This is a genomic window from Aliamphritea hakodatensis (assembly GCF_024347195.1).
GTDB classification, from domain to species: domain Bacteria; phylum Pseudomonadota; class Gammaproteobacteria; order Pseudomonadales; family Balneatricaceae; genus Amphritea; species Amphritea hakodatensis.
In genome coordinates, this window is the sequence record NZ_AP025281.1 from 5,056,790 (window position 1) to 5,081,357 (window position 24,568).

Annotated in this window: 17 protein-coding genes; 11 read left to right on the forward strand and 6 right to left on the reverse strand. The window is 52.4% G+C overall.

Annotated features, from left to right (window positions below; genetic code table 11):
* Positions 1-237 precede the first annotated feature (237 nt).
* The gene (gene yihA / locus PCI15_RS22965) at positions 238-855 is read left to right on the forward strand and encodes a ribosome biogenesis GTP-binding protein YihA/YsxC (RefSeq protein WP_271272189.1); all 618 of its coding nucleotides are present in this window, start codon (positions 238-240) and stop codon (positions 853-855) included.
* Between the two features lie 215 nt (positions 856-1,070).
* On the opposite strand, the gene polA is transcribed toward yihA, so the two are convergent.
* Positions 1,071-3,812 carry a DNA polymerase I gene (gene polA, locus PCI15_RS22970; protein WP_271272190.1) on the reverse strand — a complete coding sequence of 914 codons (2,742 nt, stop codon included), beginning with the start codon at positions 3,810-3,812 and terminating at the stop codon, positions 1,071-1,073.
* Between the two features lie 257 nt (positions 3,813-4,069).
* Between polA and PCI15_RS22975 the strand changes: the two genes are divergently transcribed.
* A complete protein-coding gene (locus PCI15_RS22975; protein WP_271272191.1) occupies positions 4,070-5,026 on the forward strand; it encodes a homoserine kinase in 957 nt (318 codons plus the stop codon).
* A 47-nt stretch (positions 5,027-5,073) separates the two neighbouring features.
* On the opposite strand, the gene PCI15_RS22980 is transcribed toward PCI15_RS22975, so the two are convergent.
* A complete protein-coding gene (locus PCI15_RS22980; protein ID WP_271272192.1) occupies positions 5,074-5,409 on the reverse strand; it encodes a winged helix-turn-helix transcriptional regulator in 336 nt (111 codons plus the stop codon).
* Between the two features lie 138 nt (positions 5,410-5,547).
* On the opposite strand from PCI15_RS22980, the gene PCI15_RS22985 reads away from it, so the two are divergent.
* The gene (locus tag PCI15_RS22985) at positions 5,548-6,315 is read left to right on the forward strand and encodes an SDR family NAD(P)-dependent oxidoreductase (RefSeq protein ID WP_271272193.1); all 768 of its coding nucleotides are present in this window, start codon (positions 5,548-5,550) and stop codon (positions 6,313-6,315) included.
* 61 nt (positions 6,316-6,376) lie between these two features.
* Here the strand turns inward: PCI15_RS22985 and PCI15_RS22990 are convergent, their stop codons facing one another.
* The 3 genes from PCI15_RS22990 to PCI15_RS23000 form a co-directional block, all read right to left on the reverse strand.
* Positions 6,377-7,054 carry an anthranilate synthase component II gene (locus PCI15_RS22990; protein ID WP_271272194.1) on the reverse strand — a complete coding sequence of 226 codons (678 nt, stop codon included), beginning with the start codon at positions 7,052-7,054 and terminating at the stop codon, positions 6,377-6,379.
* Between the two features lie 11 nt (positions 7,055-7,065).
* Entirely contained in the window at positions 7,066-8,457 is a 1,392-nt protein-coding gene (locus PCI15_RS22995) for an anthranilate synthase component I family protein (protein WP_271272195.1), read from the reverse strand.
* A gap of 68 nt (positions 8,458-8,525) precedes the next feature.
* Positions 8,526-8,771, reverse strand: a complete 246-nt coding sequence (locus PCI15_RS23000; protein ID WP_271272196.1) for a Trp family transcriptional regulator — start codon at positions 8,769-8,771, stop codon at positions 8,526-8,528.
* A 326-nt stretch (positions 8,772-9,097) separates the two neighbouring features.
* Between PCI15_RS23000 and PCI15_RS23005 the strand changes: the two genes are divergently transcribed.
* The 5 genes from PCI15_RS23005 to PCI15_RS23025 all read left to right on the forward strand — a co-directional run bounded on the left by PCI15_RS23005 (position 9,098) and on the right by PCI15_RS23025 (position 18,586).
* On the forward strand, positions 9,098-9,307 hold the full coding sequence (locus tag PCI15_RS23005) for a cold-shock protein (protein ID WP_271272197.1): 210 nt from the start codon (positions 9,098-9,100) through the stop codon (positions 9,305-9,307).
* Between the two features lie 276 nt (positions 9,308-9,583).
* A complete protein-coding gene (gene rnr / locus PCI15_RS23010) occupies positions 9,584-11,893 on the forward strand; it encodes a ribonuclease R (RefSeq protein WP_271272198.1) in 2,310 nt (769 codons plus the stop codon).
* 1,156 nt (positions 11,894-13,049) lie between these two features.
* Positions 13,050-15,272: a DNA helicase II gene (uvrD, locus tag PCI15_RS23015; protein ID WP_271272199.1), complete on the forward strand. Its 2,223-nt coding sequence runs from the start codon at positions 13,050-13,052 to the stop codon at positions 15,270-15,272.
* Between the two features lie 153 nt (positions 15,273-15,425).
* The gene (locus PCI15_RS23020; protein WP_271272200.1) at positions 15,426-16,655 is read left to right on the forward strand and encodes a GGDEF domain-containing protein; all 1,230 of its coding nucleotides are present in this window, start codon (positions 15,426-15,428) and stop codon (positions 16,653-16,655) included.
* Positions 16,656-16,897: 242 nt separating this feature from the next.
* Positions 16,898-18,586 (forward strand): methyl-accepting chemotaxis protein, encoded by a 1,689-nt coding sequence (locus tag PCI15_RS23025; protein WP_271272201.1) that lies wholly within the window; start codon positions 16,898-16,900, stop codon positions 18,584-18,586.
* Positions 18,587-18,652: 66 nt separating this feature from the next.
* Here PCI15_RS23025 and PCI15_RS23030 read toward each other — a convergent pair whose 3' ends face one another.
* Positions 18,653-19,054, reverse strand: coding sequence for an acyl-CoA thioesterase (locus tag PCI15_RS23030; RefSeq protein ID WP_205657078.1), 402 nt, complete (start codon positions 19,052-19,054; stop codon positions 18,653-18,655).
* 333 nt (positions 19,055-19,387) lie between these two features.
* On the opposite strand from PCI15_RS23030, the gene PCI15_RS23035 reads away from it, so the two are divergent.
* From PCI15_RS23035 to pstA, 3 genes are all read left to right on the forward strand, one after another.
* Positions 19,388-20,362, forward strand: coding sequence for a PstS family phosphate ABC transporter substrate-binding protein (locus PCI15_RS23035; RefSeq protein ID WP_271272202.1), 975 nt, complete (start codon positions 19,388-19,390; stop codon positions 20,360-20,362).
* 209 nt (positions 20,363-20,571) lie between these two features.
* On the forward strand, positions 20,572-22,848 hold the full coding sequence (locus PCI15_RS23040; RefSeq protein ID WP_271272203.1) for an ABC transporter permease subunit: 2,277 nt from the start codon (positions 20,572-20,574) through the stop codon (positions 22,846-22,848).
* A gap of 29 nt (positions 22,849-22,877) precedes the next feature.
* On the forward strand, positions 22,878-24,566 hold the full coding sequence (gene pstA, locus PCI15_RS23045; protein WP_271272204.1) for a phosphate ABC transporter permease PstA: 1,689 nt from the start codon (positions 22,878-22,880) through the stop codon (positions 24,564-24,566).
* The last annotated feature ends 2 nt before the right edge of the window (positions 24,567-24,568 follow it).

A 24,568-nucleotide genomic window follows, 5' to 3' on the forward strand; every position in this document is an offset into this window, starting at 1 on the left:
CCATGTCCCTCACACAGACATAACTGAGCTACCTCACCAATCCCGGACTAGAGTTATCCCCCGGCCACAGGTAGAATTTCGGCGGCATTATAACCTAATATCCACACAAACTGGAACGATTTAGCCGGACATTTAGTCGAAGGCCACGCATTCGCCGGCAGAAGCAGGTAAAATCCCGCATAATAATGACTTAACGCAACACTCCAGCAGCGTTTAATTCCGATTTAAGGCAACCCCATGTCACAAGCACAGATCCACTATCACCTGTCGCGATTCAACACCAGCGCCAGTAAGCTCAGCCAGTGTCCGGACGACAATGGCGCTGAAGTTGCCTTTGCCGGCCGTTCCAACGCGGGTAAATCAAGCGCCCTGAACGCCCTGACGAACGCTAAGCTGGCCCGGACCAGTAAAACCCCTGGCCGTACACAGCTGATCAACTTCTTTGACACCAACGTTGAAGGGGTCCGCCTGGTCGATTTACCCGGTTACGGCTACGCCAAAGTACCGGTGGCAATGAAAGAGCACTGGCAGAAGCATCTGGATGACTACCTGCAGTCCCGGGACTGCCTGCGCGGTGTCGTCTTATTAGTGGATGTACGTCATCCGCTGAAAGAATTTGACCAGATGATGATCGACTGGTGCCAGAGTGCCCAGATGCCACTGCATATCCTGCTGACCAAAGCCGACAAGCTGAAACGCGGCCCGGCGCAGAATACCCTGCTGCAGCTGAAACGTGATCTGGATGTAAAGAATGACCCGCTGATCACCATTCAGCTGTTTTCAGCACTGAAGAAAACCGGTGTGGATCAGTTGCGGGAACGGCTCAGCAACCTGTTGCTGGCAGAAGAAGATTAAGCACCGGACGACGCTTGTCTGATGACGTAGAGAAGCTCTCAAAAACACAAAGGGGAACGTTCGTTCTTGAGAGCTTCAATGCGTGTTGTCTACGCTAAAGGCCTAACAGAAAAAACATTCAGGCCTCGTATTAAGACTAGTTGAAACACAGAATTTACCCAAATTTTTCGTATGATTTTTGATCAGCCAAAAATCCGGGTAGCCTGCCACTCTGATCAGTGTGCCTCATCCCAGTTATCACCCGTACCGGCTTCCACCAGTAACGGCACGTCCAGTTCCGCAGCGCCCTGCATCAGTTCCACCAGGGTTGCACTGACTTCTTCTACCTGAGCGTCAGGCACTTCCAGAATCAGTTCATCGTGTACCTGCATGATCATCCGGACACCGCTGTCACTGTTGCGCAGCCAGTCATCTACCTTCACCATGGCCCGCTTAATAATATCCGCTGCGGTTCCCTGCATGGGTGCGTTGATCGCGGTCCGCTCCGCCGCCTGACGGCGCATACCGTTGCTGGCTTTAATTTCCGGCAGATACAGACGCCGGCCAAAAAGGGTTTCAACATAGCCGTTTTCAGCAGCCTTCATACGGATATCATCCATATAGTGCTGCACCCCCGGGTAAGTTGCGAAGTAATGGTCGATATACTTCTGCGCTTCATTCCGGCCCACACCCAGTTGCTTACCCAGACCAAAGGCCGACATACCGTAGATCAGGCCAAAGTTAATCGCTTTAGCGCTGCGGCGCTGTTCAGTACTGACCTGATCCAGCCCCACCCCGAAGACTTCCGCCGCCGTTGCTTTGTGAATATCTTCGCCATGGGCAAAGGCATTCAGCAAACCTTTGTCCTGCGACAGGTGCGCCATAATGCGCAATTCGATTTGTGAGTAATCCGCCGCCACCAGCTTGTAACCTTCAGGGGCCACAAACGCCTGACGGATTCGGCGGCCTTCCTGACTGCGGATCGGAATGTTCTGCAGGTTAGGATCGGTTGAAGACAGACGCCCGGTGGCAGTAACCGCCTGATGGTAAGAGGTATGAATACGTTTAGTCGCCGGATCGACCATCAGCGGCAGTTTGTCGGTATAGGTACTCTTAAGCTTACTCAGACCACGGTGTTCAATGATCAGTTTTGGCAGCGGGTAATCCAGCGCCAGTTCCTGCAACACTTCTTCTGCGGTAGACGGCGCACCTTTCGGGGTCTTCTTAATAACCGGCAGTTTTTGCCGCTCAAACAGAATTTCCTGCAGCTGCTTAGTAGAGCTCAGATTAAACGGCGCACCGGCCAGCTCATGGGCCTCAGCCTCCAGTTCCTGCAGGCGCTTGCCATGGTCCATACTCTGCTGCGCCAGTTGGTTTACATCCACCAGCGCGCCCTGTCGTTCCATACGGGAAAGTACCGGCACCAGCGGCAGTTCAATATCGGTAAATACCTTTTCCAGCGTGGCTTCGCGCGCCAGCTGCGATACCAGCGTTTGGTGCAGACGCAGGGTAATGTCCGCATCTTCCGCCGCATAAGGTGCCGCCTGCTCCAGCTCAATCTGATTGAAGGTCAGCTGCTTTTTACCCTTACCGGCAATGTCTTCAAACTTAACGGTTTTAACACCCAGATAGGTATCGGCCATGCTATCCATATTATGCCGGGTAGCGGTTGAATTCAGCGCATAGGACTCAAGCATGGTATCAAAGGCCACACCGCGTAATTCGATGTCATAGCGGGCCAGCACGTTCATATCATATTTCAGATGCTGACCAACCTTCTTATGCTCATCGCTTTCCAGCAAAGGCTTCATTTGCGCCAGCACTGCATTCCGGTCCAGCTGTACCGGCACACCCATATAATCGTGGGCCAGCGGTACATAGGCAGCCTTACCCGGCTCAACCGCAAACGACAGCCCGACTAAATTGGCCTGCATATAGTTCAGGCTGTCGGTTTCGGTATCAAAGGCGAACAGCTCTGCTTCTTCCAGCGTTTTCAGCCAGCTGTCCAGCTGTGCCTGTTCAAGTACCGTTTCGTAAACCACTTCCGCCGGCGCAGCAATGGCATCCGCAGCGGCAGATACCGCTGTACTCCCGGCACCTTCTTCCAGCTCCAGAATCCAGGACTTAAATTCGCAGGCTTTGAACAGTTCTTTCAGAGCATCTTTGTCTGTCACCGGCACCGGAATTTCATCAATGGCAGTATCCAGTTCCAGATCCGTTTTGATGGTGGCCAGCAGGTAGGAAAGGTCCGCTGATTCTTTATGTTGCTCCAGCTTGGCAGCCATACTCTTGGAACCACGGAAACCCAGATCGGCGATTTTATCCAGATTGGCATACAGGTCAGCAATGCTGCCAATCCCCTGCAACAGGGCCAGCGCGGTTTTCTCACCGACACCCGGTACCCCCGGAATGTTATCCACCTTGTCACCCATGAGCGCCAGATAGTCGATGATCAGCTCCGGCGGAATGCCGAACTTATCTTCAACCCCGGCCCGGTCCATATAGGTATCCGTCATGGTATTGATCAGGGCGACATGTTCATCCACCAGTTGGGCCATATCTTTATCGCCGGTAGAGATAATGGTTGCCTGCTGCTGGGCGCTGGCCTGACGCGCCAGTGTGCCGATCACATCATCCGCCTCAACACCGGGGACCGCCAGTAACGGGAATCCCATGGCCCGGACAATATTATGAATCGGCTCAATCTGCGCCCGCAGATCATCCGGCATCGACGGCCGCTGCGCTTTGTATTCCGGATAAATCTCATCCCGGAAAGTCTTACCCTTGGCATCAAATACCACCGCTACCGGGCTGTCCGGATACTGTTTGATCAGGCTGCGCAGCATACTGGTCACCAGACGCACCGCACCGGTAGGCTCGCCCTGAGAATTTCGCATATCAGCTTGCTGGGAGGCAAAGAATGCACGGTATAGATAGGATGAACCATCAACAAGGATCAGCGGTTTAGTATTGGCCATAGTAGTCAGACTTAATCTTCAAACTGTCGATTAGAAAGGAAAAACCGGATCAGACACCGGCCAGCCCTCAGGAAAATGCTTATTCAGCGGGAATTGCCAACATCATATGTCATCTGCCCGGGGTACCCAAGCCATATGCCCGCCGATCAGCGGAATTTTCATAACGCCCCTCATCTGCCACATGAAATATAGTTGTCGCAACCGCGGGGAAGCCTTACTATGCAGCCCACTAAAAATGAGTAAGAACCTTTCTGTCTATGGCCGTTTATACCTCTGTCAGCCACGCTGAACTTGATACATTCCTTTCCGATTTTGATCTGGGCACACTGGTCAGCCACCAGGGCATTGACGGCGGTATTGAAAATACCAACTACTTCGTCACCCTGAAGACAGACCGGGAGGAAACGGCAGAGTATGTACTTACTTTATTTGAAGAGCTGACGATGGATGAAATGCCCTATTTCGTCGAGCTGACCACCTGGCTGGCGGAACGGGGCATTGCGGTACCTCATCCCATGCAGGACCGTAACGGCATCGCCCTGAAAGCCTTAAAACAGCGCCCGACGCTGATTCAGCCACGCTTTGCCGGCGGCCATCTGGAACAACTCACGCCGGACCACTGCGCGCAGATCGGCCATGCACTGGCCCGTTTCCATAAGGCTGGCAATGACTTCTATATGCAACGTCAGGCCCACCGGGGCGTATTCTGGTGGCGGCGTGAATCCGCAGTGATTGCCAGCCAGTTGCCGCCTGAAGATGCCGAATTACTGCGCAATGAAGTGGCACTGTTCGACACCCTGCGGGAACAGGCCAGCGACTTACCGATGGGGGCGATTCATGGCGATCTGTTCTTTGATAATGCCCTGTTTGACGGCGATACCCTGAGCGCCATCATCGATCTGTATAACGCCTGTACCGGTTACTTACTCTATGACCTGGCCATTGTTGCCAACGACTGGTGTGTAAATTCTGACGGCAGCATCGACGCCGCACGGGAAACCGCCCTCCTGCAGGCGTATGCCGCAGAACGGCCATTCACCGCCGGGGAGCACAAAGCCTGGGCACAACTGACCCGGACCGCCGCCATGCGTTTCTGGCTGTCCCGCCTGATCCCCTGGCTGGATGAAAACAGCACGCAAAAACTGAAAGACCCGGACGAACTGAAACAGATCCTGTTACAGCGTATTCAGCACCCGGGACAGCTACCGCAATAACGACGCCCCTTCAAAAAAGGCCGTTCACAGAACGGCCTTTTTTTACATCAGTCTTCCAGCGCATCCGCCAGCGCTTCCAGTTCATCCAGCACCCCGATAAAGCGTTCACCGAAAGTGGTCACTTCATACTCCACCCTTGGCGGCACTTCCGGATAGCTGATCCGTTTCAGAATGCCGAAATCCACATTCTTGCGCAGACACTCGTTCAGCACCTTGGTGGTCAGCCCTTCCACACTGCGAACCATTTCCCCCGGCCGGTTAATGCCATGGGCCAGCAACTGATAGACCGTCAGTGACCATTTGCAGCCATAAATAGTTTCCACCATCCGGGCACTGCGGGCCGGGGCGGATTTCTGTGAAAATATTTTCTCGTTAGATTTCATCAAACTGTACCGAAAAGTACCTATAGCACCACTTTGTACTTACTTTTTCCCGGCGACCCGATCCATACACTGGATGTCATCCAGGGCGGATTATGACGCCGTCTTAATGTTCATCATTAACCATGGGAAACCGATAAAATGCAAGCCACCACACCAGTAACAGCACTCATCCTTGGCGGTTCCAGCGGCATGGGTCTGGCCATTGCCGAACGGCTGATGGCACAGGGCATCAGCACCTGCATCACCGGCCGCTCCGACGCAAAACTCAGCCGGATCAGCGCTGCACATCAGAGCAGCGGTTTACTCTCAACCTACCGTACCGATCTGTACGACCCTCAGGATATCGATGACCTGATCAGTCACATCGCCGCTCAGCCACAGGGCATCAGATACTTCGTCAACGCCGCCGGGTACTTCAATCCAAAAGCATTTACTGACCATACCCCCGAAGATTATGACCTGTACATGCAACTCAACCGCGCCAGCTTCTTCATCTCGCAGGCGGTTGCCCGCAACATGCAACAGCACGGCGGTGGCAGCATTGTGCACATTGGCTCCATGTGGGCCAGGCAGGCGGTGAAAGCAACGCCTTCGTCTGCTTACTCGATGGCCAAAGCCGGCCTGCATGCACTGACCCAGCATATGGCAATGGAGCTGGCGGATGACAACATCCGGGTCAACGCCGTATCACCGGCCGTCGTCGCCACACCGATTTACGAAGCCTTTATTCCTCAACAGGAAGTTCCGCAGGCGCTGGCAGGTTTCAACGGTTTCCATCCGATAGGACGTATCGGTCAGCCAGAAGACGTTGCCGCAACGGTTGCCTTCTTACTCAGTAAAGACAGCAGCTGGGTAACCGGCGCAATCTGGGACGTGGACGGCGGCGTGATGGCCGGCCGCAACTGATCAGCCGACATAAAAAAACCGCCGGTGCGGCTGCACGGGCGGTTTTATGTATTTTTACCGGTTATTCATCACAAAACAGGAAATTACGGATCAGCTCTTTGCCACCTTCCGTCGCAAAGGATTCCGGATGAAACTGAATGCCGTAGATCGGATATTCTTTATGTTGCAGGCCCATAATTTCATATTTAGCCGACGGATCTGCCACCAGCGCCGCCAGATCCGCTTCCGACATTTCACCGGCATCCGCCTGATTCACCACAGCCGTTAACCGCAGACAGTCAGGGAAGCTGCTTACCTCTGCAATCAGTGAGTGATAGCGCATAATTTCCAGAAAGTTCGGAATGCCGCGGAATACCGAACTGCCATCGTGCACGATCGGGCTGATCTTGCCGTGCATTGGCAAAGCAGCCTTAACTACCTTACCGCCAAACTGATGCACAATCCCCTGCATGCCCAGACACACGCCCAACAGCGGAATGGTTTTTCCCAGCTCCTGAATCACCTGCGCACAGATACCGAAATAGCTTTCGTCTTCAGGGGTACCCGGCCCCGGCGATACAATGATCCGGTCCGGCGCAGCCGCCTTAATATCGTCCAGCGTCACTTCATCATTACGTTTCACCACCAGCTGAAAGTTTTCCAGCCGTCCCTGATGCTGTTCCGCACTGAGAATTTCACCAATGTACTGGTACAGGTTGTACGTAAAGGAGTCGTAATTATCGATAATATAAACTTTCATGCCTGCGCCCCTTACTGTGCGGTATCTTTAACAAACTGATCCAGCACTTTCTTGGTACCGGCAAATTTACGCTGAATTTCCTGATACTCATCTTCAGGGTTTGAGTCATAGACGTTGCCGCCACAGGTCTGCACATAGGCTTCTTCCCCGTTGGCAAACACAGTCCGGATCGGAATCGCGAAGGCACAGTCACCGTTAAACGAGAAATGTCCGACCGCGCCGCCGTAAGGGCCACGACCATCGGATTCCAGATCGTCAATGATCTTCATCGCTTCAATCTTTGGCGCACCGGTCAACGTGCCTGCCGGGAAGTTACTCGCCAGTGCAGAGAACATGTCCTGATCCTGGGCGATAATGCCCACAATCTCACTGGAAATGTGCTGCACATGGCTGAAGCGCTTAATGTCCATCAGGCTGCGGACTTTAACCGTACCGAACTGAGCCACACGGCCAATATCATTCCGGTGCAAATCGACAATCATATTGTGTTCAGCAATTTCCTTCGGATCGTTCAGTAGCTTGCGGGCCAGTTCCCGGTCTTCGGCTTCTGTTGCACCGCGCTGGGCGGTACCGGCCAGCGGGAAGGTTTCCATCTCCCCCTGACGTAACCGGAACAGCAGCTCAGGGCTGGCACCGATCAGCTTCTGCTCGCCAAACTTCAGATAGTACATCTGTGGGGACGGATTCACTTCCCGCAGCTGCTCATAAATATTGATGGTATCGCCCTTCAGGGTGAAACGCTTCTTGAAGCCCACTTCAGTCTGGAAGATTTTGCCGTCAATAATATCCTGCTTAACCTTCATAACCGCCGCCGCATGCTCTTCGCGGCTCATGGTTTCCTCGCCGACCAGAATTTCCAGCTCGCCGTTGCCGGGATACTCCGCATCAATCAGCTGCTGAACCAGATCCATACGGTTATCGTCGTAATAGAAATAGAACACCTCGCCGGTCATTTTGTCGAGGATCAGGCCGTCTTTGTACAGGCCGAACTTGAACGCATTGAACATATCGCTGTTTTGCAAATTCAGCGTTGGCTCAAAATAATTCATGCTGTCATAGCCCAGATAACCGGTCAGGCCCCCGGCATACTTACGGGAAATCACATCCTGAGGAATCAGATCCCGCAACAGGTAGTACGGGTTATCGCTCGGATATTCCTCGGTGCTGCCATCACGCTCCTGAATAAACAGGCTCTTACCTTCTGCCCAGAGAATTTTTTCCGGATCAAAACCGATAATTGAGTGCCGGGAGATATAGCTCTCTTCCCCCAGTGACTCAAGCATGAAGCAAATATCAAACTGCTTATCGAGCTTTTTAAATAACTCAAAGAAATCAAAACCGGCTCCCATCGGGACATACTGCGGTTTCCTGGGTAAATTGATCGGATCAGGCTTACGGGACATAACATTCTCTGGATTCAGTCACTGTCTCTGTTAAACCGACAGCGGGATTAAATACGGGTACACAGCTTTTACTGGCTGTCTTTCAGCGCTCTGGAGCCGCGGGTCACGGTGGCAATTCCCACCCCCAGGGTTTCAGCAATCTGACGTTGCGGCACGCCTTGCTCCAGCATTTTAAAAATCTGCAGCCGCTTGGTCACCTCAACAAACTCATTCGGGGTCAGCAAATTACGTAACGCCGACTCCATTGCATCCGGGTGATCAATTGCTAACAAATGGCTTGTTAGCGCGGCGATATATTCTTTTTCAGTACTCATCAGCAACAACTTATCATGTACTAGCGAACTAGTATGCTAGTACATTGATTTTTTCAGTCAAGCTTTTTCGCTGACCGTCGTGATAAAAACATGCTGAACAGTTTTTCCGGCTTTCTGCCTTGCAAAGATATACAAAACAAATCTTGACTTGCCTGTGTATAGTCCCTACTGTGGCTGCAGCCAGAAAGAAAACAGTATTTTTTACATCCTCCATCTCGTCGTACCTTGCAGTTCTTCGTCCTGTAGTTTCTAAATTTTATAACTTCATTCCCGCTATTCATGCCTCATGAAGGCACACTTATATCTTATCTGCAGGATAAAACATCATGTCTAATACAGTTACCGGTACTGTAAAGTGGTTTAACGAAACGAAAGGTTTTGGTTTCATCGAACAGCAGTCTGGCCCGGACGTTTTCGCGCACTTCAGCTCGATCGTCAGCTCAGGCTTTAAAACCCTGACTGAAGGCCAGACCGTTGAATTTACAGTGACTCAGGGTCAGAAAGGTCCACAGGCAGAAAACATCGTCGCAATCTGATTTGCCACGAACCTTTCAGCTCCGGTGCCTGCATTAAGAAATGCCGGCGCCTGAGCCTGAGTACAGTCAGCGTGTAAGTTCCATAACTTAAGTTTCAGGGCCACGCTACCCATTGAATAATGCCCCTGAATAACACACTATTTAAGTAACTCAGCTCACTGAGTACGACCAGCCAGTATGTCTTGCCATTGTTATATCTGATCTGTACCGACACATCATATTTCCAACTTAAAATTGCATTACTTTTGGCTATATATCCTGAGAGACATTTTGATCATGGCCAATTCAAACACTGCAATTTCCCCAACCGACAGTCAGAAGTACAGTCACCCTATTCCTGACCGGGATTTTATTCTCGGCACACTTACACAACACGGTGCTCCGCTTGACCGAAAGCAACTGGCAGCCCTGCTCAGTTTATCCGCAAAGGAAGAACATGAAGCACTGCGCCGCCGCTTACGGGCAATGGAACGTGATGGTCAGGTTAGCTATCACCACCGTAAAGGTTACAGCCCGTTAAGGGATGAAGATCTGATTACCGGCCGGGTGATCGGACACCGCGAAGGCTTCGGCTTTCTGGCAACAGACACTGAGGGTGATGACCTGCTGCTGAGCAAGCAGGATATGCTGAAACTGTTCGACGGGGACCTGGCACAGGTTCGCATCACAGGCACAGACCACCGCGGGCGACAAAAAGCGTCTCTGGTTAAGGTCACTGAACGCAATACCTCCCGGGTCGTCGGACAACTGAAAATGGAAAACGGCGGTTACTTCATCAGGCCTGAAAACGGCCGTATCGCCCACGAAATTGATATCGACGAAAACCAGCTGCTGGGCGCTAAAACAGGCCAGTACGTGGTTGTCACTATTACCGATTACCCCTGCAATCAGTACAACGCATATGGCAGGGTGACTGAAGTACTGGGTGATGCGATGGCGCCGGGAATGGAAATCGAAATTGCAATTCGCGAGCACGACATTCCTTTTGAATGGCCGGAAGCCGTTTTGCAGGCGGCACGATCACTGGGCGATACCGTGGCGGAAGCCGACAAACAGCATCGCGCCGACCTGAGGGCTCTGCCCTTTGTAACGATCGATGGCGAAGATGCCAGAGATTTTGACGACGCGGTTTATTGCGAATCACAGTCCGGTGGCAGCTGGAAACTCTGGGTTGCCATTGCGGATGTCTCACACTATGTCACCCCGGACAGCGTCCTGGATCAGGAAGCCGGAAAGCGTGGCACCTCTGTGTACTTCCCGGGCCATGTCGTTCCGATGCTGCCAGAAGCACTGTCCAACGGGCTGTGCTCCCTGAATCCGAACGCCGACCGTCTGGTACTGGCGTGTGAAATGAATATCAGCGCCCGGGGCGTGATGACCGGCTATCAGTTTTCAGAAGCGATCATTCACTCCCACGCAAGGCTGACCTATAACCAGGTCAACGCCCTGTTAACCGCACCGGCATCAGGGCTGGGCCGGCGTATGCGTGACAAACACGCTGCGCTGTTACCCCATATACAGGCGCTACACCAACTCTACGGCGCCCTGAAGCAGGCACGGGATACACGTGGCGCAATCGACTTTGACACCCAGGAAGTAACATTCCGGTTCAACACTGATCGCAAGGTAGACCAGATTCTTCCGGTCCGGCGCAACGACGCCCACAAACTGATCGAAGAATGTATGTTATGTGCAAACGTTGCCACCGCACGCTTTCTGGAAAAAACACAGCTGCCCGCCCTTTACCGCAACCATCACGGTCCGCAGGAGAAGAAGCTTAAAAATTTAAGAAGCTTCCTCACGGATAAAGGCCTGACACTGGCCGGCGGCAACAAACCAACCCCGGCTCACTATGACCACCTGCTCAGCAGCCTTGAAGCGCGCCCGGATGCCGGCGCCGTTCAGTCGATGATGTTACGGTCACTCAGCCAGGCAGAATACAGCGCCGACAACAACGGTCATTTCGGCTTAGCTTACCCGGCTTATGCGCACTTCACTTCACCGATCCGTCGCTATCCTGATCTGCTGGTACACCGGGCAATCCGCTCAGTGATCCGCCGGCAGGAAAGCGGCGGCACAATGCGCCGGGCCCTGAAGCGGCTAACCGGCATCGGCAGTGATCCTGTTCACCGGGTAAAAAGTGCTGAGCCACTGGACCCGTCAGTCAGCTATCCGTACAGCAAAGAAAGCATGCACACGCTGGCAGCGAACTGCTCACAACAATCCCGCCGGGCAGACAAAGCCAGCTGGGACGTCGATGCCTGGCTTAAATGTGACTACATGAAAGACACTACCGGTACGGCCTTTACCGGCACGGTTACCACGGTGACAGCGTTTGGCTTATTCATCGAACTGGATGATATAAAAATCGAAGGCCTGGTACATATCAGTACACTCAACACCGATTTTTATCATTTTGACGAGACCAGGCAACGCCTGACAGGTGAACGGAATCACAACCACTATTCAATTGGCGACACTGTTCAGGTCACCGTAGCCCGTGTGGATATGGAGCAGAAAAAAATCGAGTTCCAGATAACCGATATGCGCGCTGAACCCCGTCGCAGGAAGAGCAGAAAACGGTAACAGAACGCCTGTTACTCAAGAGTGCCCCCCGACGCCGGGGCGGCACGTCTGAAACCCTGCGCGCCAGCCCGGCAAAAACGCTTAACGGCCCTCTCTCCGACTCATCCCTCACTGACAACTGCCCCCCTTTAGCAGCACATAAACGTATTGCTTATCTCCCCGGTGGTCAAACGCCCGGCGCTGCAAAAATGAACAAAAAATGAATAAAACCGTCATTTCTAAATACATGACGCGCCCGTCTGAAACATTGATCTGCATCAATTTTTTACCCATCCAACAAAATTTAAACGCCAGAAAATTCAAACAAAAAAACCTTTTAGGAATTATTCCTATATCTTCTGACACGCAAATCTCAATAATTAAATAACAAGGGCAGGATGCCCCGGTGATCAGGACGATTACCCACTGAAAGGAAGCACAAAGACCTGTCTGGTGCAGGGACAGCACCGGTTAAGACAGATCAGCCGGAGTAAAGGACACTCCGGAAATATCTGCCAGAGCAGACAAAAGGCTAAGGAAGCCGACAACTGCAGGATGCAGAAATCAAACAAACACTGTTATTTAAATAAGAGTTGTTTACATGAGCAGGAAGCTCGGAGCCCGAAACAGTCAGGCGAACAGGATGATCACCTGCTGAAGGGAACACCGTGATCTGTCAGGCACACGGAAAGCGCCACTCAATGACAGATCCGGCCGGAGTAAAGGACATTCCGGTCATCAGCTCAGGCAGAAAAGAGGCCATGGAGGCCAGCGGTTGCAGGAAGCAGCCTTAATGAACCAGGGACGTGTTCACGGCAAACAGGACGTTACCGTTAAACAGGGAAGATCAGGCTGCAGGGATAAGCAGCACAGGGTCAGCAGGAGCACCGACCACCCCGCAAGGCTCATGATGAACCACCGGGATTCAGGGACGCACTTTTAAGCAAAGGGAATAGCACTGGCCAACGGCCGGAAATCTGTAAGGCAGGTAAAGGAGGCAAAGCCGGACAGACTACATTTCAAGAAAGCATTCAGTGACGATTGAATGCTTTTTTTCTTTCTGCCTTTCTTTTGTACCGGCTGTTCAGATAACACTCGCACCCGTTCATGGGTCTGCTATAATCCGCTACTGATTATTTATACAGCAAATTCTGCATCAGCACAGACCCGGGCACTTATGGACGTATCTCACCTGCTTGACTCACTCAACGAAGCGCAGCGCGACGCAGTTTCCGCGCCACTTGGTAACCTGCTGGTTCTGGCCGGTGCAGGCTCAGGCAAAACCCGGGTACTGGTTCACCGGATCGCCTGGCTGATTCAGACAGAAGGCCTGTCACCCTATTCGATTATGGCGGTGACCTTTACCAACAAAGCAGCCAAAGAAATGCGCGGCCGGATCGAAGAACTGATGGGCCTGAACCCCAGTGGTATGTGGGTAGGCACCTTCCACGGACTGGCGCACCGGATTCTGCGGGCACACTGGCGCGATGCGGGCCTGACTGAAAACTTCCAGATCATGGACTCTGACGATCAGTTACGCCTGGTCAAACGGCTCAGCAAAGAAATGAATCTGGATGACAGCCGCTGGCCGGCCAAGCAGTTCCAGTGGTACATCAACGCTCAGAAAGATGATGGCCTGCGCGCCGCCCATATTGACCCCGGCGGTGATCCCTATGCGCAGATGATGGTCACCATGTACAGCGCCTATGAAGAAGCCTGTGAACGTGGCGGCATGGTGGACTTTGGTGAACTGATCCTGCGGTCACTGGAATTACTGCGTGACCGCAACCCTTCCCTGCTGAAGCACTATCAGGACCGCTTCCGCTATATTCTGGTGGACGAATTTCAGGACACCAACACCATCCAGTATGCCTGGCTGAAACTGCTGTGCAGCGAAATGGACCCGCGCCAGCCCCAGCCGGAAAAACTGATGGCCGTCGGCGATGACGACCAATCCATTTACGGCTGGCGTGGCGCTAAAATCGAGAATATCCAGCGCTTTAAAGACGACTACAACGACACGACCGTAGTGCGTCTGGAACAGAACTACCGTTCCACCCGGAATATCCTCAGCGCTGCCAACGCCGTTATCGTCAATAACCAGGGACGTCTGGGTAAAGAACTGTGGACCGAGGGCACCGATGGCGAACCCATCTCCGTTTACGCCGCCTTCAATGAGCAGGACGAGTCACGCTTCATCGTCGATCAGATTGAAAGCTGGGTGCGGGACGGCAACCTGCGCAATGAATCAGCCATTCTGTACCGCTCCAATGCCCAGTCACGGGTGCTTGAGGAAGCTCTGATCCGTGCTGGTATGCCATACCGTATCTACGGGGGCCAGCGTTTCTATGACCGGCTCGAAATCAAAAACGCCCTTGCCTACATGCGCCTGCTGGGCAACCGTGAAGATGACACCGCCATGGAGCGGGTCATTAACGTGCCTACACGGGGTATTGGCGGCAAAACCATTGAAGAAGTCCGTCTGCACGCCCGGACAGAAGGCGTCTCCATGTGGCGTGCTGCCAATGAAGTGGTGGAACTTAATAAACTCTCTGCCCGGGCTGCCAACGCCCTGCAGGCCTTTATTGATCTGATCAACGACCTTGACCAGAACACCCAGCATGCCGAACTGAACGAACAGACAGAACACGTAGTGCAGTATTCCGGTCTGATTGAGCATCACCTGAAAGAAAAGGGTGAGAAAGGACAGGCGCGGGTCGAAAACCTTGAAGAACTGGTCAGCGCAGCGCGTCAGTACCTTTCCACCTGGGAACCTGATAAAGAAGAAAACGTTAACGCCACGCCGTTATCTGCCTTCCTTGACCAGGCCGCTCTGGATGCCGGTGATACCCAGGCTGATGAACATCAGGACAGCGTACAGCTGATGACCCTTCACTCCGCAAAGGGCCTGGAGTTTCCGCTGGTGTTTCTGGCAGGTATGGAAGAAGGCCTGTTCCCGCACAATATGTCAATTGAAGAACCCGGCCGCCTGGAAGAAGAACGCCGGCTTTGCTACGTCGGCATTACCCGGGCCATGCAGCAGCTGTATCTGACATACGCGGAATCCCGCCGCTTGCACGGCAACGAAACCTTTAACCGCCCGTCCCGTTTCATCCGCGAGATCCCGGAAGAACATCTGCAGGAAGTGCGCCTGAATGCCAGCATTCGCCGCCCGGTGACAGCTCAGCGGGCACCGCAGCAACCCTCATATGCGCAGGCACAGGCCGGTCAGGATGTACCGTCCATCGTACTTGGCCAGCGGGTTTCCCATCCGATCTTCGGTGACGGCGTGGTCGTTAATTATGAAGGCCAGGGGCCAAAAGCCCGGGTCCAGATTAACTTCGACTACGAAGGCACAAAATGGCTGGTTGTCGGTTACGCCAATCTGCAACCTCTCTGATCAGCCCCTGACAGCCGGCACATCTGCCGGCTGTTTTATACACATTTTCCCTTATCAGCCATTAGTCGTAGTTTTTTTGCCTTAACCCCTTTCTTTTCTGTGGTTAATCAGGCAAAAATATATGTACTGAAACTGAATGACGGCAAAGGGAACATGGCCTTAATATTCCGTGAATATGCATATCCAACCACCATACTGGCCGGCTTCCACTGGTCGGTCCTGCTGTGCATCTACAGCATACTGGTATGCCCCTTTTTGGCCGGAATGCCTGCCCATACTCTGCTGAGCCTCTATGCTACTTCCGTGATACTGACCGCCCTCTGTATTCAGTCAGCCCAAAACCGCACAGCCCCTGATACCGCAGAGACATCTCCTGCAACGTCTTTCTGTATTCAGATACTTATCTGGACCATGCTCGGCTGCGCCATTGCTACATTTAATGCCCTGACGTTTGACTTTCCACCCGGCAGCGCCGAAAAAGTGATCATCGGTTTTGGTTTTCTGGGCATTTATAACGCCGTCAGCTGCCTGCTCCGGCAACAACACAAACAACTTAAGCCACGGCAGCTTCAGGCGTTACATTTCTGGCTACGCTATGGTGTCATTACGCTGCCGGTGGTCATTGCGGTCATGACGATATGGATCATCAATGTCCAGCTTGCAACCTACTGGGCTGACTACCCGTTACCGGCCAGATCCCCGGAACAGATCGTGCTGGCCAGCACCCTGTTTATGCTACTGATCGCCATCCTGATCAGCCAGAACCTGCTGCGCAGCGGTTTCAGAATACTCAACAGCCAGGCCCGCCAGCTGTTACTCAGCATCGACCGCCGCGCCAATACACTGAATCCGTCACACCACTGTGAGTTTAAAAGCGTACGTCAGCCTGACATTCAAATACTCAACAACCCTGCATATCAGCAAAAAATTATTCATCGCCTGAGAGCACTGAAATATCTGGACCCGGTCACCGGCACCCACAACGCCCGCTTCATCAAAGACTTTCTCAACAACCGCCACCAGCAGGAGCCTGATCTGCAACTGCACCTTTTATTGATTGAAATCAAAGAGCAACCCGCAGAAAACGTCCTACACTACAGGGACGATTCTGATGTAATACAGGCAAAAGCTGCCCAGCGCATTCATCAGTTTCTGATGGCTGAAGATATTCTGGCCAGGCTGGATAACAACTGTTTTGCAGTGATTCCTGCCAACCCGGAACGCCTGGATGAAAGCCACTTTATCCGCTGCCTGAAACAAAATTTGCAACAGCAGCCACTGATACTGAACAACCGTTCAGCTTACGTTAAGTGCAAAATCCGTAGGCAAAGCTTCCTTATGCACAGTGCTAATGCTGGGGTTGACTACGCCTTTCATCATTAAAAACGCACTGTAATCCCCATTTTATGTACATTTAAAAATCGTTTTAATTTTTAAACAAAACATAGATTTCCCATACGGTAAAAACCCACCCACTGTTTAAGTAATTTTTAAAACAAGTGTTTTCCACCGAAAATACCGGGGTTTTCCCTGCACGTGGGTTTCTTTCTTCAGAAACCACGGTGTAAGGTGGTCTGGCTGTTTCAAACAAGTTCCCCCAGCCGAATAATTTGAGGAGTATATTCGTGTTTTCCTCCCTACGTATTTCATCACGAATTTATCTGTTTGCCGGTATACAGTTACTGCTGTTACTGATATTGGGCGGTGTCGCCCTGACACAAATGCAGAAAATCGGTATCGAACTGATCGATATCGCCGAAGAAGACATCCCGATTACCAACGGGCTTACCCACATTACTGAGTATCAGCTTGAGCAGGCAATCATGTTCGAGCGGTCACTGGCGCAGGGCCTGGCCATGGCCAGCGGAATCGATCAGAAAGCCGAACTGCAGAAATCTGTGAGCACATTCAGCAAACTGGCTAATAAAGCCGAGAAAGAGTTTGTTGAACTCGAACACATGATTGAAAACGCCATTCAGAACACCCATTCTGAAAAAGCCCGGCAGAAGTTCACCACTCTGCTGGCAGCCCTGAAAAAAGTCGATGCTGAACATCTTCAGTATGACAAGGCCGCCAAGAAAATACTCAAGGAAGTATCTAACGGTGATGCCGTAGCCGCTTTCAGCAAAGCTGAGAGTATCATTGCACTGGAAGAGAAGATCGACCATGCACTGATTGCAATGCTGGAAGATGTACAGCAATTCACGCTCAATGCAGCGCTTCAGGCCGAGCATGACGAAATTGTTGGTCAGAAACTGATCACAGCTATTTTTATCGCCAGTATCGTGATTGCCGTGGTTATCTCTGTATTGATCAGCCGCTCGATTGTCTCCCCAATCATCAATATGCGTGATCGCCTTCGTGCGCTGTCAGAAGCCGATGCAGACCTGAGCATTGAATTACCCGTGCGCAACACTGAAACCGGTGAAGCAGCCGCCGCATTCAACAAGCTGATGGCGAAGTTACGCGGCATGGTTATCACAATTTCCGATACCTCTAATGAGCTGTGCGAGCATTCCCGTGCCACCATTGAAGTGATGGCCAATGCCCGGAGCAGCATCGAAAGCCAACAGCAGCAAACCGAACTGGTAGCCACTGCGGTAGAAGAAATGGCCGCCTCTATTCAGGAAGTATCCGGCAGTACTAACCGTGCCGCTGAGCTGGGTGAAATCGTTAAAGAAAAAGTTGCCGCCGGTATGCATGTCGCACAGGAAAGCCAGACCATTATTCAGCGTCTGAGTGACAACGTTGCAACGGCTGCCACAGACATTCAGTCTCTGGCCACTGAAACCGACCGCATTGGCGAAGTACTCGGCAGCATCCGGGGAATCGCCGAACAGACTAACCTGCTGGCACTTAACGCTGCCATTGAAGCCGCGCGGGCCGGTGAGTCAGGCCGGGGCTTTGCGGTTGTTGCCGACGAAGTAAGGGCGCTGGCACAGCGTACCCAAACCTCTACGCAGGATATTCAGTCTCTGCTGGAACGCCTGCAACAGGAAGTGGCCAGTGCAGTTGCGACCATGCAGACGGGCCAGGAAAATGCTGATATCTGCCTGACCAAAGCATCTGAAACCGCCAGCTCGCTGGATGAGGCCACCAGCGCCGTGCTGGATATTGCCGCACTGAATACTCAGATCGCAACGGCAACCGATGAACAGACAACCGTGGTTCAGGAAGTGAACCAGAATCTGCATGTCATTTCTGAAAGCTCTTACGAAACCACTGAAGGTGCCCGGGCAACCACTAAAGCCAGCCAGGAAATCACTGAAGAACTGATCGAACTGCACAGCTTTGTGAACCAGCTGAAAACCTGACCGGTTATCTGCAGGCATAAAAAAAGGGCTTCTTTATGAAGCCCTTTTTTATGTATAACGCTGTACTCAGCGACCGAAGTCCAGTGCCCGGATATGGCCGTGGCCATCAATCGCCACCTGTACACACTCAGTCTCGCTAACCTTGCGCATTTCACGGGTATCCGGAGACACGCCCCACACTTCCACTTTTATGCGCAGTGAGCTGGTACCCTGTTCAAGTACCTGGGTGTAGAACCCCAGAACAGTCCCCTGTAATACCGGCGCCATAAAAGACATCGCGCCAATGGAAACCGTCGCCATACGTCCTTCAGCCACCTCAGCGGCACGAATCTCTGATGCCAGAACGGCTTTAGAAGCCACCCATCCGCCATAGATATCACCGAACATGTTGGTTGCAGTGGCATCTGCCGGACAGCGAAGGCTTAATTCGCCTTCAGGCTTAAGCACCTGGTCTTCTGCTGTAATCATGAACTAAATCCGCACTCAAAAATTGATGTTATTCTGGTCGCTATTCTACCAACCAAGCCTGCCGCGTCCAGTCACCCGGGCGATTAATTATCCCCCACGGGTAATACACGACAATCCGGGGCGCTGATACCAAACATTCTTACTGTTAAGCATATACCCTGTGGGCCAGCTTGCTACACACAGGGGATTTTTCATACATTTTTTTACTGAAAAAAAAGATGACTGCCTGTCATATTAGTGTCACACAGCCGCTCTATAGTTCGCATCATCAAAATATAAATATGCCACTCTGGCTTAAACGAACAAGACTTTCACTCTTTTACGGAGCTAGTTATGAAACCGATGAAAAAGCTTTTTGCTGCTGTTGCTATGACCGCTACCTGCATGACTGCAAGTGCCAGCGACCTGCTTGATCCAAACCTGCCGATTTACCAAAAAGCATCTGGTGTATCCGGTAACCTGTCCAGCGTTGGTTCTGACACTCTGGCTAACCTGATGACTCTGTGGGCTGAAGAATTCAAGCGCAGCTACCCGAACGTTAACGTTCAGATTCAGGCAGCAGGCTCTTCTACTGCGCCACCGGCACTGACTGAAGGCACGTCTAACCTGGGCCCGATGAGCCGTAAGATGAAGGACAAAGAGCTGGAAGCCTTCGAAAAGAAATTCGGTTACAAGCCAACACCGGTTGCTGTAGCAATCGATGCACTGGCAGTTTACGTACACAAAGACAACAACGTGACTGGTCTGACCATTCCACAGGTTGATGCGATCTTCTCTGCAACCCGCAAGTGCGGCCTGCCAAGCGAAGTAAACAACTGGGGCGATGCCGGTGCAGAAGGTTCTCTGTCCAGCCAGGGTTTCCAGATCTTCGGCCGTAACTCAGTATCCGGTACTTACGGTTACTTCAAGAAGAAAGCACTGTGTAAAGGTGACTTCCGTAACAACGTGAACGAGCAGCCAGGTTCTGCCTCTGTAGTTCAGTCTGTTTCGACTTCCCTGAACGGCATCGGTTACTCCGGTATCGGTTACAAGACATCTTCGGTACGTGCCCTGCCACTGGCGAAGAAAGACGGTCAGCCATTCGTAGACGCAACACCTGAAAGCGCGCTGAACGGCACTTACCCTCTGGCCCGTGCCCTGTACGTATACGTGAACAAGAAGCCTGGTCAGGCACTGCCTCCAATGGAGCGCGAATTCCTGAAAATGGTTATGTCCCGCATCGGTCAGGAAGTGGTTGTGAAGGATGGCTACATCCCACTGCCAGCCAAAATGGTTGAAAAGCAAATGAAGAGCCTGCAACTGAACTGATTGCAGCCTGCTTAAGACCTCAGGGTCAGCACATAAAAAGGAGTCTCATGACTCCTTTTTTTTGCCTCTGTCCCCCTGAAACCATGCCGACAAAATGAAATTTTTTCGCTGGACCTTATAGGTAACAGTTTTATGACAGCTCTGTAACATTACTGTAATAGAGCTGGTATATCTTAGCCGCCATTAATTCCGATAGTGCTGATAGAACCATGACTACAGATAATAGTTCTGCGATTCCAGACCTTGATTTCAATACGGCCTCCGCCAAGCGAAGCCGTAAATTTCGTGCGCTCAAAGACAAGATGGCAAGCAGCCTGATTGGCTTTGGCGGCGTCAGTGTAATCATTGCCATTCTGCTGATCTTCTTTTACCTGCTGTATGAAGTACAGCCGCTGTTCAACTCTGCCAAAATCCACCAGTGGCAGGATAATGAACAGGTAGTTGAAGCTTATCCCGCCCCCGGTGAAGGCGAAACGCTCTATCTGAGCATGGAAGAACAGGCTGAGATTGGCCTGCGGGTCACTGACCAGGGACAGCTGAACTTCTTCGATAGCCGTAACGGCGAACTGATGAAACAGGTTCAGGCTGACATCCCGGCCGGCGCCAGCGTCACCAGCTTTGCCCTGGCCTCAGAAAGCAGCCGTATCTTTGCGCTGGGTCTGAGCAATGGTCAGGCACTGGTATTCAAGCACGAATACAAATCTGAATATCCGGATGGCGAACGGGTCATTACACCCTCTGTCAGCTACCCGCTGGGTGAGGCACCGATCGATGTAGCCGATACCTCACTGGATTTGCTGGCCATAAACGGTGAAGAAAACGAATTCCTGCTGGTCGGTGGTGGCAAAAACTATCTGAATGCAGCCGCACTGACCCTGTCAGAAAGCCTGTTTGGCGATGAAGTTGAGATCGAAATCGATAACCAGCACCTGCCGGAACTGAACATCGACGCCACCAAAGTACTGCTGATGCCCGACCGTCGCTGGGTACTGATTGCCGGTAATAACGGCAAGGTAGCTGTACTGGACTTACGTAACGGCGAAGGCCCGGCCGTCAGCCAGCTGCTGGATGCCACCGATGGCGACATCACCACCTTCGACCTGCTGCTGGGCGGTAACGCACTGCTGCTGGGTAATGATCTGGGCATGGTATCCCAGTGGTTCCTGGTCCGTGACGAACAGAACCTGTGGCAACTGACTAAAATCCGTGAATTCGAAGGCGCAGACGCTCCACTGGTCGATCTGACCACTGAACACCGCCGTAAAGGCTTTGCCACGGTTGATACCGACAACACCCTGCGCATTTACAACTCAACCGCACACCGTACTGCGCTTTCAGAAAAGCTGTCTGATAAACCTATCGACATGATTGCCTTTGCACCGCGGGCCAATGCCCTGCTGACCGAGCAGGACAAGGTACTCACCCTGTATAAAATTGAAAACGAGCACCCGGATGTATCCTGGAGCGCGTTATGGGAAGAAGTCTGGTACGAAGGCTACGATGAGCCGAAATACATCTGGCAGTCATCAGCAGCGAACAACGATTTTGAGCCTAAATACAGCCTGATGCCACTGGCATTCGGTACCCTGAAAGCCGCCTTCTATGCGATGTTACTGGCCACGCCACTGGCGATCTGCGGTGCGATCTATACCGCGTACTTCATGGTGCCAACACTGCGCCGTAAGGTGAAGCCGTTCATCGAGCTGATGGAAGCCCTGCCAACCGTCATCCTCGGTTTCCTGGCCGGCCTTTGGCTTGCACCCTTTATGGAAGATAACCTGCCAGGTATTTTCACCTGCCTGTTACTGGTACCACTGGTGGTCGTCGCCTTCGGCTTCTGCTGGGCACAGTTGCCACAGAAAATACGCTTTATGATTCCGGATGGCTGGGACGCACTGTTACTGATTCCGGTCATCATCCTCACTACCCTGTTCGGATTGTCCATCAGCAGTGGTGTGGAAGGCATCCTGTTCGGCGGTGATATGCGCGCCTGGATCACCGATGACCTGGGTATCAGCTACGATCAGCGTAATGCTCTGGTTGTGGGTATCGCAATGGGGTTTGCGGTTATCCCGACCATCTTCTCCATCACCGAAGATGCCATTTTCGCTGTACCTAAGCACCTGAGCTTCGGCTCACTGGCACTGGGCGCTTCCCCTTGGCAGACCCTGACCCGTGTCGTACTGCCAACCGCCAGCCCGGGTATTTTCTCGGCGGTCATGATCGGTATGGGCCGTGCAGTCGGTGAAACCATGATCGTACTGATGGCGACCGGTAATACGCCGATCATGGATATGAACATCTTTGAAGGTATGCGTACCCTGGCGGCTAATATCGCTGTGGAAATGCCTGAATCTGAAGTAGGTAGTTCCCACTACCGTATTCTGTTCCTGGCAGCCTTTGTACTCTTCCTGTTTACCTTTGCTGTAAACACCCTTGCAGAACTGGTCCGCCAGAGCTTGCGTAAAAAATACGGTTCACTGTAACCCGAGTGTGACTGAGGATTTGAAGAAAAATGAACATCTCCTTTCGTGAATGGACAAAATCCGGCTCACCATGGGTATGGTTAAATGCCGGTGCTGTTGCCATCTGTATCATCATGGTTATCGGCCTTCTGGCACTGATCGCTGTGCGTGGTCTGAGCCACTTCTGGCCAGCCGACATCATGCAGGCCAACAGCACAGTTAACGGCTCAACCACCCAGATGATCGGTGAAGTGGTTCAGTCTGAAGACGTACCGACTATCCAGTTACGTGAAGCCGGTAATGACCTGCCGGGTGATCAGGAATTCATGGTACGCAGCCTGATTAAAATCGGTAACCGCGACGTTAACCGCGCTGACTTCACCTGGTCGATCGACTACTACCTGTCAGACCGTGAATACCCGGAAATGCTGTTCGCTGCAGAACGCCGCGAATGGGGTAACTTCTACGGTTACCTGCGCGCCCTGAAAGAAAACGGCGAAGTTGTCGGCAGCTACGACGGCTACGATAAAACGCCGGAATACGAAGCCCTGTGGAACGACTTCGAAAACCGTGTTGAACGGGCACTGGATATTCAGGAAGACATCTACCAGATCGAAAAACATCGTATCGGTGCCATTAACTACGAACTGGAACGTCTGCGCCTGAAAGGCCGTGCACTGGAGCTGGACGGTGTTACTGACCAGTCACAATACGATGAACTGGAAAACCGCCGTAACGAGCTGAACGCTGAGTACGAAGGCCTGCAGCAGGAACTGCTGGACCTGTACACCCTGTTCAACCGCGACAGCTACGTGGCTGAAGTGGCAAACGGTCAGCAGGTTGAAATTTCACTGTCTAAAGTCGTGCGGATCTTCCGTCCGAACAACATGGGCTTCGTCGAGAAAATCGGCCATTACTTTGCCAAACTGTGGGAATTCGTCAGCGAAGATCCACGGGAAGCCAACACTGAAGGCGGCATCTTCCCAGCTATCTTCGGTACTGTGATGATGGTTATCCTGATGTCCATTCTGGTAACACCGTTTGGCGTTGTCGCCGCAGTTTACCTGCGTGAATACGCCAAGCAGGGCTTTGTAACCCGTCTGATCCGCATCGCGGTAAACAATCTGGCAGGTGTACCGTCCATCGTCTACGGTGTATTCGGTCTGGGCTTCTTCGTATACTTCCTGGGCGGCAACATTGATGATCTGTTCTTTGCAGAAGCCAAGCCATCCCCAACCTTTGGTACACCGGGTCTGATGTGGGCGTCTCTGACGCTGGCCCTGCTGACCGTACCTGTCGTCATTGTTGCCACTGAAGAAGGTCTGAGCCGGATTCCCCGGGCCGTCCGTGAAGGCAGCCTGGCACTGGGCGCTACCAAGTTTGAAACCCTGTGGCGCGTGGTACTGCCAATGGCCAGCCCGGCAATGATGACCGGTGTGATTCTGGCGATTGCCCGTGCCGCCGGTGAGGTTGCCCCCCTGATGCTGGTGGGTGTAGTGAAGCTGGCGCCGAGCCTGCCACTGGACGGTAACTACCCGTACATCCATCTGGATCAGAAATTTATGCACCTGGGCTTCCACATCTATGATGTTGGTTTCCAAAGCCCTAACGTTGAAGCGGCCCGTCCGCTGGTATACGCAACTGCTCTGCTGCTGGTTGCCGTGATTGCCCTGCTGAACCTGTCAGCCATCGCAATCCGAAATCATCTACGCGAAAAGTATAAAGCGCTTGAAATGTAAGC

Excerpts from the sequence above, each read along its gene's own strand:
- yihA (WP_271272189.1), top strand. The coding sequence starts at position 238 with ATGTCACAAGCACAGATCCACTATCACCTGTCGCGATTCAACACCAGC.
- polA (WP_271272190.1), bottom strand. The coding sequence starts at position 3,812 with ATGGCCAATACTAAACCGCTGATCCTTGTTGATGGTTCATCCTATCTA.
- PCI15_RS22975 (WP_271272191.1), top strand. The coding sequence starts at position 4,070 with ATGGCCGTTTATACCTCTGTCAGCCACGCTGAACTTGATACATTCCTT.
- PCI15_RS22980 (WP_271272192.1), bottom strand. The coding sequence starts at position 5,409 with ATGAAATCTAACGAGAAAATATTTTCACAGAAATCCGCCCCGGCCCGC.
- PCI15_RS22985 (WP_271272193.1), top strand. The coding sequence starts at position 5,548 with ATGCAAGCCACCACACCAGTAACAGCACTCATCCTTGGCGGTTCCAGC.
- PCI15_RS22990 (WP_271272194.1), bottom strand. The coding sequence starts at position 7,054 with ATGAAAGTTTATATTATCGATAATTACGACTCCTTTACGTACAACCTG.
- PCI15_RS22995 (WP_271272195.1), bottom strand. The coding sequence starts at position 8,457 with ATGTCCCGTAAGCCTGATCCGATCAATTTACCCAGGAAACCGCAGTAT.
- PCI15_RS23000 (WP_271272196.1), bottom strand. The coding sequence starts at position 8,771 with ATGAGTACTGAAAAAGAATATATCGCCGCGCTAACAAGCCATTTGTTA.
- PCI15_RS23005 (WP_271272197.1), top strand. The coding sequence starts at position 9,098 with ATGTCTAATACAGTTACCGGTACTGTAAAGTGGTTTAACGAAACGAAA.
- rnr (WP_271272198.1), top strand. The coding sequence starts at position 9,584 with ATGGCCAATTCAAACACTGCAATTTCCCCAACCGACAGTCAGAAGTAC.
- uvrD (WP_271272199.1), top strand. The coding sequence starts at position 13,050 with ATGGACGTATCTCACCTGCTTGACTCACTCAACGAAGCGCAGCGCGAC.
- PCI15_RS23020 (WP_271272200.1), top strand. The coding sequence starts at position 15,426 with ATGGCCTTAATATTCCGTGAATATGCATATCCAACCACCATACTGGCC.
- PCI15_RS23030 (WP_205657078.1), bottom strand. The coding sequence starts at position 19,054 with ATGATTACAGCAGAAGACCAGGTGCTTAAGCCTGAAGGCGAATTAAGC.
- PCI15_RS23035 (WP_271272202.1), top strand. The coding sequence starts at position 19,388 with ATGAAACCGATGAAAAAGCTTTTTGCTGCTGTTGCTATGACCGCTACC.
- PCI15_RS23040 (WP_271272203.1), top strand. The coding sequence starts at position 20,572 with ATGACTACAGATAATAGTTCTGCGATTCCAGACCTTGATTTCAATACG.
- pstA (WP_271272204.1), top strand. The coding sequence starts at position 22,878 with ATGAACATCTCCTTTCGTGAATGGACAAAATCCGGCTCACCATGGGTA.